Consider the following 13,657-nt stretch of genomic DNA (forward strand, 5'->3'; position numbering starts at 1 on the left):
GCCGTTTCCTTTGCGCATGTTGCGGACATTTTGCGGGCAGGGCCTTGAATCTGGGATCATACCGCAAACAGCGCGGCCGGGAGAACTTTGCATGCTCCCGGCCGCGCCGTTTTTCTTTGCCCATGTTGTTGGGGGAACTTTGCTGTGTGTTCCGGGCCTTGGGTCCTATCCCGCCTGTTCCGCCGCCGCGCACCAGCGGTCCAGGATCTCGGTCCCCACCACGCCGGCGATGCTGGAGTAGGCCACGTCGTAGCTCAGCGCCCGGCATTGTGCCCGCAGCCCGGGGATCTGGTCGAAATCGATCAGCCGCGCGCCCTCCCGGAGCATCCGGTCCAGCGCTTCCTGATTCACCCGGTCCACATAGTCGGGCAGGATCTGGCGGCACTCCTCCGCCGCCTGCCACAGAATATCCTGGGCCGTATAGGAGAGGCTGTCCCAGGTGATCTTGCTGACATGCATACCGCCAATATATAAAAGGTGGCTGCTGTTGGTCATATATTTCTGCACTTCATAAAATTTCCGGTTATAGATCTGGTCGTAGGGGTTCTCCTGTCCCTGCACGCCTCCCTTTTGGAGGGCAAGGTAGACGTCCGCGATGTCCATGGACACCGTCTCCAGACCCAGGGCTTGCCAGAAGGCCACATGGTGCTCGTTGTACATGCAGCGGATGGTCATCCCCCTCAGGTCCGCCAGGGACTCCACCGGCTCGCTCAGGCTGAGATTCCGGAAGCCCTCGTCGGTGAGTGGGAGGAGGACCAGGCCTTTCTGGGCGTAGGCCTCCGCAAGATAATCAAAGAATACTGGGTCGGCCAGGGCGGCCCGGGCGTTTTCCAGGCTTTGGAACAGAAAGGGCATGTCGAACACCGCTGCCTCCGGGACAAAGGTGACCAAGGAAGCCGGGCTGGTAATCTGAATGTCCACCGTGCCATACTGGCAGTCCCGGACCACCTCCAGGTCGCTGCCCAGGATGCTGTCGCTGTAGATGTCGATGGTGATCTTGCCGCTGCTCAGCTGTTCCACCCGCTGTTTGTACTGCTGGGCCCAGTAGCCGTTGATGGAGGTCTCGGGGCCGGAGTAGCTGAGGACCAGGTTGATTTGGCTGATCTTGTCGGAGTCATAGGGGGAGCCGGAACTGGCGGCCGGGATTGGCGGCTCCGGCTCGGCTCTCTCCCCTTCGGCCTCTCCCTGGCAGCCGCTGAGCAAGCATGCCAGGAGCAGGAACAGGGCGCTGATTCGTTTCACGGCTGCTCCTCCTTGTGGTCGATACTCTGCCGGAATTGCTTCGGCGTCATGTTTGTGTGCTTCTTGAACACCCGGAAGAAGGTGGCCACGCTGCAGAAACCGGTCAGGTAGCCGATCTCCTGGGCGGGCATATCGGAGGTGGCCAGCAGCTTTTTGGCGTTTTCCACCCGGCAGTCGTTGAGGTAGGTGTTGAAATTTTGCTGCACAATGGTCTTGAAGATCCGGCTGAGATAGGCGGAGTTGATGCCAACATACTCCGCCGCACTCCAGCTTCAGCGCCTTGACCTGTTCCGGCAGCAGGTCGATGAGCAGCTGGTACAGCTGCCGCTTCATGCCGGGACCGGAGACGTCCCGGTCGATGTCGTACAGCAGCTTCAGCAGCGCGCCGGCCAGTTTGTCCGTCTCCTCTTGCCGGATGGTGGTCAGCAGGTTTCGGATCTCGCCGATGTAGATGGTGCGCTCCCGTTCTCCAGAAGTGGCCATATCGGGCAGGTCGGAGTGGTAGCGGTTGAATTCCAGCTTGTTTTTTGCGTCGGCCATGGAGTCGGCCAGCCGGAACAGGTCCGGCGCCGGGGTCCCCATGCCGAACACCGGCTTGCCCATCTCCAGCTTCAGGCGGGAGAGCTCCTCCCGCAGCCGGCGGTAGTCCTCCTCCTGCCGCTGGGGCCCGGGGAAGGCACAGATCACGCACAGGTCGGCGGGAGATTTCGTCTGGATATGGTAGGGGATCTCCTGCCCCTCCATGATCTTCTGCAGCTTGTTCCGCAGACTCAAAACCGCCAGCTCCTGGGCCAGCCGGTCCGGAATGGCCTCCTCCGACAGCTCAATGGAGATCAGGATCACCGCGCAGGGCAGTTCCTCCCGGAAGGGGCTGCGGATCAACTCCAGCTGCTGCCGGACCGCGTTGGGATTGATCTCCTCCCTGCGCAGCAGGTCCCGGAACAGCTGCTCATGAATGGAATCCGCCGCCAGGGGCAGGTATTGCTCCAACTCCTCCTTTTGGGACAGCAGGTGGGAATAGGACAGCTCCAGATACTCCCACTCGCTCTGGTTGCGGGGGATCTCAGCCCCCGCTGTGGCCTGGACCTTCTGCACCAGGGAGGAGATGGGGCGGCTGATCCGCTTGGCCGACCACAGACTGGCTGCCAGGAAGAACAGGCATACCGCCAGCGCCGCGATCACCAGCAGCTCGTTGGAATACAAGTAGTGGGCGCTGAGCTTGCCCACCGGCTGGGTCACATAGACGCTGGTCCAGCCGGTAAACGGGTCCGTGGAGTAGATCACATGGGAACAGGAGCCGTTCTCCCAGTCGTAGAGGAAGCTCCCGTCCCCCGTTTCCTCCTGCTTGATGCGCTGGTACAGGGCGTCTGAAAGGGTGGTGTCTGTATTCTTGGGCAAAAACATCCGCATCCCGCTGGCGTTGAAGAACATCAGCGATTCGTCCCCGGTGGAGTTGATGGTCTGGTAGAATTGATCTGAGTCCAGATGGAACAGAATGTAGCAGGAGCACTTCTCATATTTAATGTTGGAGAACCCCTGGATCAGGTAGATGTCGTTGTTCTCCGTATAGAAATAGGTGGCGGTGCCGTGAGCCTCATAGGGGACCATCTTGTTTTTCTTGGTCTGGAACCGGGCAAGTACCGCGGCGTAGGAATAGTCCTGATAGTTGGATAGCGTATAATCCGAGGAGAGGCCCAGGTCGCTGCGGGCGGAGTAGAGGTAGGCCGAGTCGATCAGGGTGGAGGAGTCGGCGGAGCTGGTCAGCGCGCTGTTGGCCTGCGCCCTGACCGTCTCCCTGGCCGGCTGCGGCAGCTCCGGCTCCAACAAGGGCGGTACGTCCGCCAACCAGTCCCCGGCCCCTGCCTCCAGCGGCAATGCCGCTTCCTCCGCCAGCGGCGCCGGCTCCAGCTACGCTGACGTGTTCAAAAAGTCCATTGAGATCATCTGCCCCTGGGCCGCCGGCGGCGGCGCGGACGGCAATGCCCGCCAGATCGGCGCTGTGGTGGGCGAGATGACCGGCCAGACCGTCACCGTCTCCAACCAGACCGGCGGCAGCGGCGCTGTAGGTTTCTCCGCCATCATGAACGCCGATCCCGACGGCAACACCATCGGCATCATCACCGCTGAGCTGAACACCCTGCCTCCCCAGGGCCTGGTCACCTTTACTTATGAGGACATGTATCCCCTGATCCGGCTGTGCACTCTGCCCTCCGTGGTGTCCGTTCCCGCCAGCTCCCCCTTCAACACTCTGGACGAGCTGGTTGAGTTTGCCAAGGCCAACCCCGGCAAGCTGAAGGTGGGCACTGTGGGCACCGGCTCCATCTGGCACATCTGCGCCGCCAAGCTGATGTCCGCCGCCGGTATCGAGCTGACCACTGTTCCCTATGACGGTGCTTCCTCCGCCGCCACCGCCATGCTGGCCGGCGAGATCGACATGACCACCACTGAGCTGGCCGTGGCCCACGCCTATGTCCAGTCCGGCGACATGAAGATCCTGGGCATTATGACCGAGGAGCGTCTGGAGGACTACCCCGATTATCCCACCTGCCGCGAGCAGGGCTACGACTGCGTGGGCGGCTCCTTCCAGGGTATGTTCTGCCCCAACGACGTGTCCGACGACCTCAAGGCCAGCTGGGAGGCCCTGCTGACCGACGCCTATAACTCTGACGCCTATCAGACCTACTGCAAGAACGCCGGTATGATCCCCGCTTACCTGGACCACGCCGGCTGGGAGGCCTTCCTGGCCGAGGACCTGGTCACGGTGGACGCCCTGATGAAGGATCTGGGCCTGGCCAAGTAATCAATCACCGCCTGTCTCAGGGGAAGAGGCCGCCGCAGGGCAGCCTCTTCCCCCTATCTGAAACCGATATAAAGGTGAGATCGACATGAAAAAAGCAAACGTCGCGGTGGGCTGTATGGGGATCCTGATCAGCGCTTACGTGATCTTCACGGCTTCCAAATTTCCGGAGAATCAAAGCGCGGTGGACCCCGGCGCGGCCTACTTTCCCACCCTGATGGGGTGGTTCGTCATCGCCCTTTGCCTTCTGCTCATTGTCCGGTCCCTGATGGGCAAAGGCGCCGACATCCAAGAGACTTTTTCCATCACCCCCGGCGTTAAGCGCGCGGGTCTCGGTATTCTGCTGTTTGTGGCCTACTGTTTCCTGCTCAAACCCCTGGGCTTCATTTTGGACTCCGTCGCCCTGTGCGTTGCCGGCATGCTGCTGCTGCAAAACCGGAAGTATATCCAGATCGCGGTGATCAGCGTAGTCACCTCCGTGGCAATCTATGTGGTCTTCGCCACCCTTCTGGGCGCGAAGCTCCCCGCCGGCGTACTGGGCGGGATCCTGTAACAGAAGGAGCGGTACGGCAATGACAAATCTTTCCTTGTTTTTCAGTTCCGTGGGGGAACTGCTGACCGACCCGAAGTGTCTGCTTTTGGTCTTTGTCGCAGTGGCCTGCGGCATCGTGGTGGGCGCCCTTCCCGGCCTGACCGCCACCATGGGCGTGGCCCTGATGGTCCCCTTTACTTACAGCATGGACATGCGGTATGGTCTTCCCATGCTGATGGGCATCTACTGCTCCGCCGTGTACGGCGGCTCCATCTCCGCCATCCTCCTCAACACCCCCGGCACCCCCGCCGCCGCCGCCACGGTCATGGACGGCTATACCATGGCGAAACGGGGCGAAGCCGGGCGGGCGCTGAGCATGTCCATCTTCGCCTCCACCGTGGGCGGACTGATCGGCGTGGCGGTCATGATTCTGGCGGCCCCCGCCATGTCCAAGATCGCCCTGCACTTCACCTCCGCGGAATTCGCGGTGATTGCCCTGTTCGGCCTGTCCGTCATCGTCAGTATCTCCGGCGACAGCCTGCTCAAGGGCTTTATTGCCGCCGGCCTGGGCCTGCTGCTGTGCTGCATCGGTCTGGACCCCATGGACGGCTATCCCCGCTTTACCTTCGGTTCCATGAACCTGTACAGCGGCTTTGAGCTGGTCCCCGTGCTCATCGGCCTGTTCGCCGTGTCCGAGTGCCTGGTGAGCATCGAGAACATTGAGCATGCCAAAACGGTGAAGAGCAAAATGGAGCGCCTGCTCTCGCCCCTCTCTGACATCAAGCGGTGTATGGGGCACATCATCAAGTCCGGCCTGCTGGGCACCTTCATCGGCTGCATCCCCGGCGCCGGGTCCGACATCGCCTGCTTTGTGGCTTACGGCGAGGCCAAGCGTTCCTCCAAGCACTCGGAGGAGTTTGGAACGGGCTGTATTGAGGGCGTGGCCGCCCCCGAGTCCGCCAACAACGCCGTGGGCGGAGGCGCCATGATCCCCATGCTCTCCCTGGGCGTGCCGGGCGACCCGGTCACCGCCGTCCTCATCGGCGCGCTGATGATCCAGGGCCTGACCCCTGGCCCGTTGCTCTACCGGGACCACCAGGACGTGGTGTACCTGATTTTCGCGGCCATGGTCATCGCCAACATCTTCATGTTCATCATCGCCACCGCCGGCCTGCCCCTGTTCACCAAGGTCATCTCCATCGACAAAAACATTTTGGTGCCTGTTATCTTCATCCTGTGTATGGTGGGCTCCTTCTCCCTGCGCAACAACATCTTTGATGTTTGGACCGCGCTGGCTTTCGGCGTCGTGGGTTACCTGATGCAGAAGGTCAAGCTGCCCGTGGCCCCCGTTCTGCTGGCCCTGATCCTTGGCCCCATGGCGGAGGAGAACCTGCGGCGCATGCTGGTGGCCAACGACGGCAGCTACATGCCGCTGACCAGCCCCATCTGCCTGGTGCTGTTTGCCCTGTCTGTCTTTATGGTTGTCTCCTCCCTGAGAAAACAGAAGAAGAACAAATCCAAATAAGCTTCCACAAAACGAAACGGGAGCGCCGCGGAATCTGTATTCCGCGGCGCTTTTGAATGAAAAAAGTCCTGTAGCCAGTATGGTTACAGGACTTTCTTCTGGCACCCCTTTCGTTTTGCGGGAGGAATCGGAAGCCCGGAGATTGGGATGAACCTGAGCTTCTTTATGGGACGGCAACGGCTGCGTTCACGGAAAAGCATGCGGCGAACGATACACAATCCGCCGGGCCGTTCCAAATTTATAGTTTCATATGTTCGTCTGAGCTTTGCTTCAAAAGCCCGAAGAAGTCGGTGATATATTGAGGGTAGGAGAGCATCTGATTATAAGCCAGTTCCGAACGGATGCTGTGTTCCAGACTGCGGACGGGGAGGGCGAAGAGCTTACGGTCACCGGAGCAAAAACTGTTGCCCTGATCAATCGCCGACAGGTAGATCTGTGGACAAAAAGAGGCTGCTTCCCCGATGCGGCAGATCCCCTCCAGGACCTGGTAATCGCTGACGGTCAATATGGTCTGGATGGAAACATCCGCCTTGGACATGTGTTCTTTCAAGAGCTGGTGGGTGGTACTTTTTTCCTGATTCATTGCAAAGGGCAGGCCGCGAAACTGTTCCAGCTCAACTTCGGTGCGGAAGTTGACCAGTTCATCGGGATCCCAGCCCAACTGGCGCTTCAGGTAGTGGGCGGAGGCGATCAGGTAAATACTCTCCGAACTCAGGGGCATGGCGGCAAGCGGAATGGAGTTTTCCCCGGAAGCTTTATCCGGAGGTCCCAATATGGGGCTGATCCGCCGCAGAGCGGGAATACAGAGGACCCCCGACAAGTAAAGCGCTGTCGGGGGTTCCGATTTAACTGTTTTACAAAAAAACAATATGCTTATCGGCTTAACTCAGCAAGCCACAACAACTTGATAAAGTCCATATTATCGGACAGGTGATATGAGATAATGTTCCCAGAACAAAAAGGGGGACATCATCATGGCGCACGCAGCAGCGATCACCTTCAAGGAATTTCGCCACCGTTACAATAGCGAGGACGCTTGCAGGGCGGAATTGTTCCGACTGCGCTTTCCAAATGGGTTTGTATGCCCTAAATGCGGCTGCGTGGAATACTATCCTATTCAAGGCCGGAATACCTGCCAGTGCCGTTCCTGTCGACACCAGACTTCTGTTATCGCCGGAACGGTCATGCACCGCACACACCTCCCCTTGACGATCTGGTTCTGGGCGATCTATCTGTGCGCAACGGATAAAAGAGGCATTTCTGCTGTTCAATTGAGCCGTACACTGGGAATCTGCTACGATTCCGCATGGCATTTACTGAATCGCATTCGCACCGCTATGGGCCAAAGAGATGAAAAATATCTGCTTTCAGGTATCGTAGAGTTGGATGACGGCTATGTTGGCGGACCATCTCAAAACGGCAAGCGTGGCCGTGGTACAGATAAAGCCAAGATTGTAGTAGCGGTGTCAAAAGCTGAAAATGGCATGCCGCTGTTTGCCAGGATGAAAGTGGTTGAAAACGTACAGGGCAAAACATTGCAGGAAATCATTGACCAGTACTTCGCTCCACAAACGAAGGTAGAGTGCGATGGGTACCGGAGTTACATGAATCTGGAAGGCGTGGAGCTGAAGGCAAAACGGTACGAGACCAACGATCTGCATTGGCTGCATAAGGCAATCAGCAATCTAAAGGCTTTCCTGCTGGGAACCTACCATGGAAGATGTACCAACCTTCAGGCATATCTGGATGAATACTGCTTCCGTTTCAACCGCCGTATGACTGGCAATCAGATATTCCTTCGCTTAACCAGAGCTGTTGCTACTTCTTGTGGTATGCTGAGTTAAGCCGATAAGCATTAAAAACAAAAATAATTATAATAATAATTGTTCATGCTTGTAAACATATATTCTGGAGATACACGGAGGCGGCTCGCAGGCCGAGTACTGGTGTTTACCCTGGCCGTGCAGTGCCTGAAGAAGCGGGAGTTCCAATTTGGCTATCTGGTGGCGAACTATCCGCCTTCTGACAATTATGAGGACCCCGCCGATAAACCGGGGATGGAAAACGATCCGGCCTTTATGGAAAAATGCCGTCAGTTCATGGAACTGTATTTTTAGGACCGGGAGGCGGAGGGGCACCAGCTCCTGGCCAGTCCCCGCTATGCGGATGACACATGGCTGCGCGGGTTCCCGGAGATCATGATCAATACAGCGAAGAACGCCCCCTACATACAGAGGCGGAGGAGTTCGGACTCCGGCTGGCCCGTCTGGGGACTCAGGTACATTTGCGCCAGTATCAAAACAGAGGCCACGGTTTTGTCATCTATGCGACCGGGGACGAGTGGCAGGAAGCGGAGCAGGAGATCGCAAAGGCTCTGCGGGGATTTTTCAACGAGGAAGAATAGGAGACAGACGCAATGGATGAGAAGAAGCTGAAAATTGACAATCAGCAGGCGGCCTATTATGTCGGCCTGATGGGTGCGTGCGGATACCGGGAGAAGGATCTCCGCAAGCCGTTGATCGGGATCGTAAACTCCTATACGGATGTGAACCCCAGACACAAGCCGCTGAAGGATCTGGCGGGGTATGTGAAGGAGGGCGTCTGGACGGCAGGCGGCACGCCGGGGGAGTTCAATGTTCCGGCTCCGTGCGACGGCATGTCCCAGGGAGTTGGGATGCACTGCGTCCTGCCCTCCCGGGATCTGATCGCTGCGTCCATCGAGTGCATGGCGAGAGCGCAGGGCTTTGACGGCCTGGCCTTTCTCTGTTCCTGCGATAAGATCGTGCCCGGTATGCTTCTGGCCGCTGCTGCGCTCGACCTGCCGTGTATGTTCCTGACAGCAGGATGCATGGTGCCCTATGAGGATGGGGAAAAGACCTATGTGACGCTGGACTTGAAGGAAGCCATCGGGGCATACAACGCGGAGAAGATCAGCGCCGAGGATCTTCACCTGTTTAAAGAGAATATCTGCTTCTCCTGCGGGACCTGCTCCATGTACGGCACGGCAAATACCATGGGGGTCTTTTCCGAGGTCATCGGGCTGACGCCCGTCGGTTCCACCACCACGCTGTTTTGTTCAGCCGCCAAAGTCCGTCAGGCACGGGACGTGGGGGAGCGTGTGGTGGAGCTGGTGCGGGAGAACATCCGGTTCAGCGACATCGTCACGAAAGCTTCTATTATCAATGGCTTGCGCCATGTATCCGCCACCGGCGGCTCCACCAACGCACAGCTGCACGTCTGCGCGCTGGCCAATGTGATGGGAATTGATTTTTCCCTGAAAGAATTTGACGAGGTACAGGCAGATATCCCTGTGATCGCAAAGTTCAAACCATCCTCCCAATATAATATCAGCGATTACCATAAGGCGGGCGGTGTGGCGGCCACACTGAATGCGATCCGCCGGCATTTGAATCTGGATGCGAAGCTGGCGGCGGGAGGTACTCTGGGAGAGTATCTGGACGGGTTCCATGGCCGGGTGGATCCAAAGGTGATCCATACAGAGCAGGACCCCCTTTATCCCAATGGATGCTACACGGTGCTTTACGGAAACATTGCTCCCGGCGGCTGCATCGTGAAAAAGAGCGGGGTGGAGCCGTCCATGTTCCGCCATACAGGGCCTGCGGTCTGCTTTGACTCGGAAGAGGACCTGCGCAAGTACATGGTCGGGAAAAAGATCCGGCCGGGCTGCGTCCTGGTCATCCGGTACGAGGGGCCGAAGGGCGGTCCGGGCATGCGGGAAATGTCCATCCCGGCGGCCATGCTGGTGGGTATGGGGCTGCATACCTCGGTGGCCATGATCACGGACGGACGCTACTCCGGTGCCACCCGCGGGCCGTGTATTGGACATATCTCACCGGAAGCATGGGATGGAGGCCCCATCGCGGCGATTCAGGATGGCAATATGATCACCATCAATCTGGATGAAAAAACCATCAACGTCGCATTGAGCGACGAAGAGATCGCGGAGCGCCTGAAGCATGTGGTAAAACCAGACCATCCCGCAAAGGGCATATTGCAGGCATACCGGAACGGCGTCTCCAGTTCTGATTCCGGAGCGCTGTGGCTGTACTCAAAAGCAGAGAAAGAAGGCAGCGGGAAATAAAAGTGTGCGTCTGTGGGTGCTGTGAAACGGTATACATTTAATGCAAAATTACGGAAACAGCGGCGCAGAACGTATGGCCAGGATAATTCAAAGCTGGCCTACCGTAAAATCATATTGACGAACGGGGCAGAACTGAAATAAAACGAAAAGGCTTTCCGCCAACGCGGAAAGCCTTTTTCGTGGAAAGCGCGAACAGTTTCGAGACGCCAATTTTCCGGTTTGCACCCAAAACCAAATCACAACCCAGCGAAGCGGTTGTGATTTGGAAAGGAGGAGCAGCGGAATGAGCGCGCGCTGACTTTTAAAAAAAGTCGAAGCAAGCGATATGCAGCTTGCTCCGACGTGGTACGCCCGAAGGGACTCGAACCCCCAACATTCAGAACCGGAATCTGACGCTCTATCCATTGAACTACGGGCGCATTTTCATTTGACGCTCCGTTATTATAGCAGGATTTTCACGGATTGTAAAGGGGAATTTTCACGCAAATTTTCACAAAGTCATCCATTGGATGTCTTCGGGCGGCTGTTCCAGTCCGCAGGCCGCGCCCCGCCAACCCGCACCGCAGTAGGTGCGGAACCAGAGACCGTCCTGCTCCATCAGGAGGCCCTCCCCGGTGGGAAGGGGGACCTGAATGGCGGAAATGGGGTGGGTCAACCCGGTGCCCCGCTGCTTGACCAAGCTTTCTTTCAGTGCCCATAGCTGGCAGAACCGCTCCCAAAAATCCGGCCCCTCGCCCAGCCATGCCAGCTCACGCGGGGAGCATACCCGTCTGGGCAGGCCGGGACGCCAGGCGCGGACGATTTGGATGTCCACGCCCACCGGTGTTCCGCCCAACGCGCACAGGGCCAGGGAACCGCTGTGAGAGAGGTTGAAGGTCAGATCCTCCCGCCCGGGGAAAAAGGGTTTGCCCTTGGGACCGCGCTCCAGAGGCGGAAGGGGAAAGAGTCCCCAATGGGTCTCCGCCGCCTTGGCCAGAAGGTCGTGGGCCTGTTGCCGCTGGGTCAAACCTGACGCGCCATATAGGATCATGTCTCCGCCCCCTCTCGGCGTGCCTGCCGAACGGACCGTGGAAGGTGGTCCGCTGCAACCGCTATGGTATATTATAGAAAATGGAGGGGTGCTGTGTCAAATAAATGCGGGATATTCAGCAGGGAAGGGAGAGCCAGGCGCTGGACAGGGAAAGGTCGGCAAACAGGGTCAGGCGGGGCGGCCAGAGGGTGAACAGCAGGATGGCGGTGGCCAGTAGAGCGGTCAGCAGGGGTGGGAGCAGCCATAAAGGTCCTTCAAACGGGCCGGAAAACCGGGTGGGGAACCAAAATCCGAGAACCATCAGCAGGACGAACAGTAGAATGTCCACCCATAAGGCCCGTCCTCCCAGAAGGATATGGTATCCAAAGCCCAGCAGAAGCATCAGCGCGCAGATCATCAGCAGGGAAAGGCACCAGGGACGCGTCCCGCCGGGGCGGCCGCGGTTGAGCCACAGGGCAGCCAGGAGGTAGGGCCAAAATATAATTTTGAGGTGCTCCCAGAGACTCTCACAGACAGGGGAGAACAGGGCGGTGGCCCCATTGGGACACCAGGAATAGAGAAAATGAAGGGCTGTCCCCAGCAGGAGGGACAGAAACGCGGTAAAGAACAGCTGACGTTTGGGATAATACAAAACCATCACCTCCACAGCATGATTTTATGCTGAGGCCGCAGGCTTTATGAGCGGCGGCGCATAAACTGCGGAGGCCGGGAGACACTAGAGGGCAAGAACCGGACAGGAAAGGACTGGGGCAACAATGACAAATCAGGATTATGGAAAGCTGGTGGACGAGCACGCAAAGCCGTCGCCCATGGGGAAAGACCTGGTGTGGGCTTTTTTGGTGGGGGGCGCCATCTGCACCATTGGCCAGGGGTTGTCCAACCTGTATCAAAACTGGGGCTTGGACAAAGAACAGGCGGGCACCGCCGTCTCCGTCACGCTGATCCTGGCAGCAGCCCTGCTCACCGGACTGGGGTGGTTTGATAAACTGGCCAAGCACGCCGGCGCCGGCACCTTGGTGCCCATTACCGGATTTGCCAACGCCATGGTTTCCCCGGCTGTGGAGTTCAAAAGCGAGGGGCTGGTCACCGGTACCGCGGCCAAGCTGTTTACAGTGGCCGGACCCGTGCTGGTGTTCGGGATCAGCGCCAGTGTGATCTATGGGATGATCTTGTGCCTGTTTCAGGCGTGAGCGGGCAAACTGTAAAACGCAGATGCGTCCTTCGGCGCATCTGCGTTGTGATTTCGGAAACCGTTCTTGGGGGAAGGACAGCCGGTGTTGATGCAACGTTAAGAAGAATTGCCGGAAGCCAACATCGCGGGTCAAGACACCGATAGGGGCTTTGGCAAGAATGGACAACAAAAAAGAGAGATTCTTTCGAATCTCTCTTTTGGTGCGCGAGGCGGGAGTCGAACCCGCACGCCCTTGCGAGCACTGGCACCTGAAGCCAGCGAGTCTACCAATTCCACCACTCGCGCATCCTTATTGTTTGCGCCGTTTCGCTCAGCGCAAGATGTATATTATCACAGACGCCCCCATCTGTCAACACTTTTCCGCAAAAAATTTTCGGCGGGAAATCTTTTCTTGGCGCCGGCGCCGCGAACAAAAAGCAAAGGCGGGGCGGCGCCGGAAAAATAGGTTGACAAGGGGGCAGTCCCGTGGTACCCTGTCCCTACAAAAGTAAGGGAGTAGTCGGCGCGGGAGCGCGGCCCGGTCAACATGCTGGAGAGGGTGTCTCTCCTGGCTGGACCTGAAATGATGAGACTTACCTGTCCGGAGGGGACGGGTGGGTCTTTTTCTTTACGTTTCTTTGCGCCGGAAGGAGGAGACAACATGAGCTTGTGGGAGCTGTTTGTCATTGCGGTGGGGCTGTCCATGGACGCCTTTGCCGTATCTGTTTGTAAAGGGCTGTCGGTGACCCGGGTGCGGCTGGGCCACAGTCTGACCTGTGGGGCGTATTTCGGGGCCTTCCAGGCGCTGATGCCGTTGGCGGGGTGGCTGCTGGGGGTCCAGTTCCAGGGGATGATCACCAGTGTGGACCATTGGATCGCCTTTGTCCTGCTGGGGCTGATCGGGGTGAACATGGTGCGGGAGTCCCGGGGAGAGGAGGAGGCCATAGACGCCTCCTTCACGCCCGGCGCCATGCTGCCCCTGGCAGTAGCCACCAGCATCGACGCCCTGGCCGTGGGAGTTACCTTCGCTTTTCTCCAGGTCAGCATCCTGCCCGCGGTCTGCTTCATCGGCGCCACCACCTTTGTGCTGTCGGCAGTGGGTGTCCGGGTGGGGGCGGCCTTCGGGGCGCGGTTCCGGAACCGGGCTGAACTGGCGGGAGGCGTGATCCTGATCCTCATGGGCGTCAAGATCCTGCTGGAGCACCTGGGGTTCCTGGGCTGAGAGGTGCCGGAACAGAGATCTGCCCGCAGCAGTTTC

13 protein-coding genes and 2 tRNA genes are annotated in these 13,657 nt (G+C 58.5%); 9 read left to right on the forward strand and 6 right to left on the reverse strand.

The window, feature by feature from the left end:
• Window positions 1-165: 165 nt before the first annotated feature.
• Complete coding sequence (locus tag I6E42_RS12965) at window positions 166-3,069, reverse strand: TRAP transporter substrate-binding protein (protein ID WP_235371711.1); 2,904 nt, start codon at window positions 3,067-3,069, stop codon at window positions 166-168.
• Between I6E42_RS12965 and I6E42_RS09655 the strand changes: the two genes are divergently transcribed.
• The 3 genes from I6E42_RS09655 to I6E42_RS09665 all read left to right on the forward strand — a co-directional run bounded on the left by I6E42_RS09655 (window position 2,981) and on the right by I6E42_RS09665 (window position 6,096).
• Window positions 2,981-4,042 carry a tripartite tricarboxylate transporter substrate binding protein gene (locus tag I6E42_RS09655; protein ID WP_235371712.1) on the forward strand — a complete coding sequence of 354 codons (1,062 nt, stop codon included), beginning with the start codon at window positions 2,981-2,983 and terminating at the stop codon, window positions 4,040-4,042. The two genes, I6E42_RS12965 and I6E42_RS09655, sit on opposite strands and share 89 nt — an antisense overlap.
• Before the next feature lie 85 nt (window positions 4,043-4,127).
• Window positions 4,128-4,592, forward strand: a complete 465-nt coding sequence (locus tag I6E42_RS09660; protein ID WP_235371713.1) for a tripartite tricarboxylate transporter TctB family protein — start codon at window positions 4,128-4,130, stop codon at window positions 4,590-4,592.
• Window positions 4,593-4,611: 19 nt separating this feature from the next.
• A complete protein-coding gene (locus tag I6E42_RS09665; RefSeq protein ID WP_235371714.1) occupies window positions 4,612-6,096 on the forward strand; it encodes a tripartite tricarboxylate transporter permease in 1,485 nt (494 codons plus the stop codon).
• Between the two features lie 238 nt (window positions 6,097-6,334).
• Here the strand turns inward: I6E42_RS09665 and I6E42_RS09670 are convergent, their stop codons facing one another.
• Complete coding sequence (locus I6E42_RS09670) at window positions 6,335-6,964, reverse strand: LysR substrate-binding domain-containing protein (RefSeq protein WP_235371715.1); 630 nt, start codon at window positions 6,962-6,964, stop codon at window positions 6,335-6,337.
• A 106-nt stretch (window positions 6,965-7,070) separates the two neighbouring features.
• Between I6E42_RS09670 and I6E42_RS09675 the strand changes: the two genes are divergently transcribed.
• From I6E42_RS09675 to ilvD, 4 genes are all read left to right on the forward strand, one after another.
• A complete protein-coding gene (locus I6E42_RS09675) occupies window positions 7,071-7,940 on the forward strand; it encodes an IS1595 family transposase (protein WP_235371716.1) in 870 nt (289 codons plus the stop codon).
• A 102-nt stretch (window positions 7,941-8,042) separates the two neighbouring features.
• Complete coding sequence (locus I6E42_RS09680) at window positions 8,043-8,213, forward strand: hypothetical protein (RefSeq protein ID WP_235371717.1); 171 nt, start codon at window positions 8,043-8,045, stop codon at window positions 8,211-8,213.
• Between the two features lie 56 nt (window positions 8,214-8,269).
• Window positions 8,270-8,500 (forward strand): hypothetical protein, encoded by a 231-nt coding sequence (locus I6E42_RS09685; protein ID WP_235371718.1) that lies wholly within the window; start codon window positions 8,270-8,272, stop codon window positions 8,498-8,500.
• Window positions 8,501-8,512: 12 nt separating this feature from the next.
• Window positions 8,513-10,198 carry a dihydroxy-acid dehydratase gene (ilvD, locus tag I6E42_RS09690; RefSeq protein ID WP_235371719.1) on the forward strand — a complete coding sequence of 562 codons (1,686 nt, stop codon included), beginning with the start codon at window positions 8,513-8,515 and terminating at the stop codon, window positions 10,196-10,198.
• A 343-nt stretch (window positions 10,199-10,541) separates the two neighbouring features.
• On the opposite strand, the gene I6E42_RS09695 is transcribed toward ilvD, so the two are convergent.
• The 3 genes from I6E42_RS09695 to I6E42_RS09705 form a co-directional block, all read right to left on the reverse strand.
• Window positions 10,542-10,617 (reverse strand) — tRNA-Arg (locus tag I6E42_RS09695).
• A 71-nt stretch (window positions 10,618-10,688) separates the two neighbouring features.
• Window positions 10,689-11,228 carry a 4'-phosphopantetheinyl transferase family protein gene (locus I6E42_RS09700; protein ID WP_235371720.1) on the reverse strand — a complete coding sequence of 180 codons (540 nt, stop codon included), beginning with the start codon at window positions 11,226-11,228 and terminating at the stop codon, window positions 10,689-10,691.
• Window positions 11,229-11,343: 115 nt separating this feature from the next.
• The gene (locus I6E42_RS09705; protein WP_235371721.1) at window positions 11,344-11,859 is read right to left on the reverse strand and encodes a DUF6512 family protein; all 516 of its coding nucleotides are present in this window, start codon (window positions 11,857-11,859) and stop codon (window positions 11,344-11,346) included.
• A gap of 124 nt (window positions 11,860-11,983) precedes the next feature.
• Between I6E42_RS09705 and spoVAC the strand changes: the two genes are divergently transcribed.
• The gene (gene spoVAC / locus I6E42_RS09710; protein WP_235371722.1) at window positions 11,984-12,418 is read left to right on the forward strand and encodes a stage V sporulation protein AC; all 435 of its coding nucleotides are present in this window, start codon (window positions 11,984-11,986) and stop codon (window positions 12,416-12,418) included.
• Between the two features lie 200 nt (window positions 12,419-12,618).
• Here spoVAC and I6E42_RS09715 read toward each other — a convergent pair.
• Window positions 12,619-12,705, reverse strand: a tRNA-Leu gene (locus I6E42_RS09715).
• A 355-nt stretch (window positions 12,706-13,060) separates the two neighbouring features.
• Here I6E42_RS09715 and I6E42_RS09720 point away from each other — a divergent pair.
• On the forward strand, window positions 13,061-13,621 hold the full coding sequence (locus I6E42_RS09720; RefSeq protein ID WP_235371723.1) for a manganese efflux pump MntP: 561 nt from the start codon (window positions 13,061-13,063) through the stop codon (window positions 13,619-13,621).
• Window positions 13,622-13,657 lie beyond the last annotated feature (36 nt).

Source organism: Pseudoflavonifractor phocaeensis (assembly GCF_021531815.1).
Classification (GTDB): domain Bacteria; phylum Bacillota; class Clostridia; order Oscillospirales; family Oscillospiraceae; genus Lawsonibacter; species Lawsonibacter phocaeensis_A.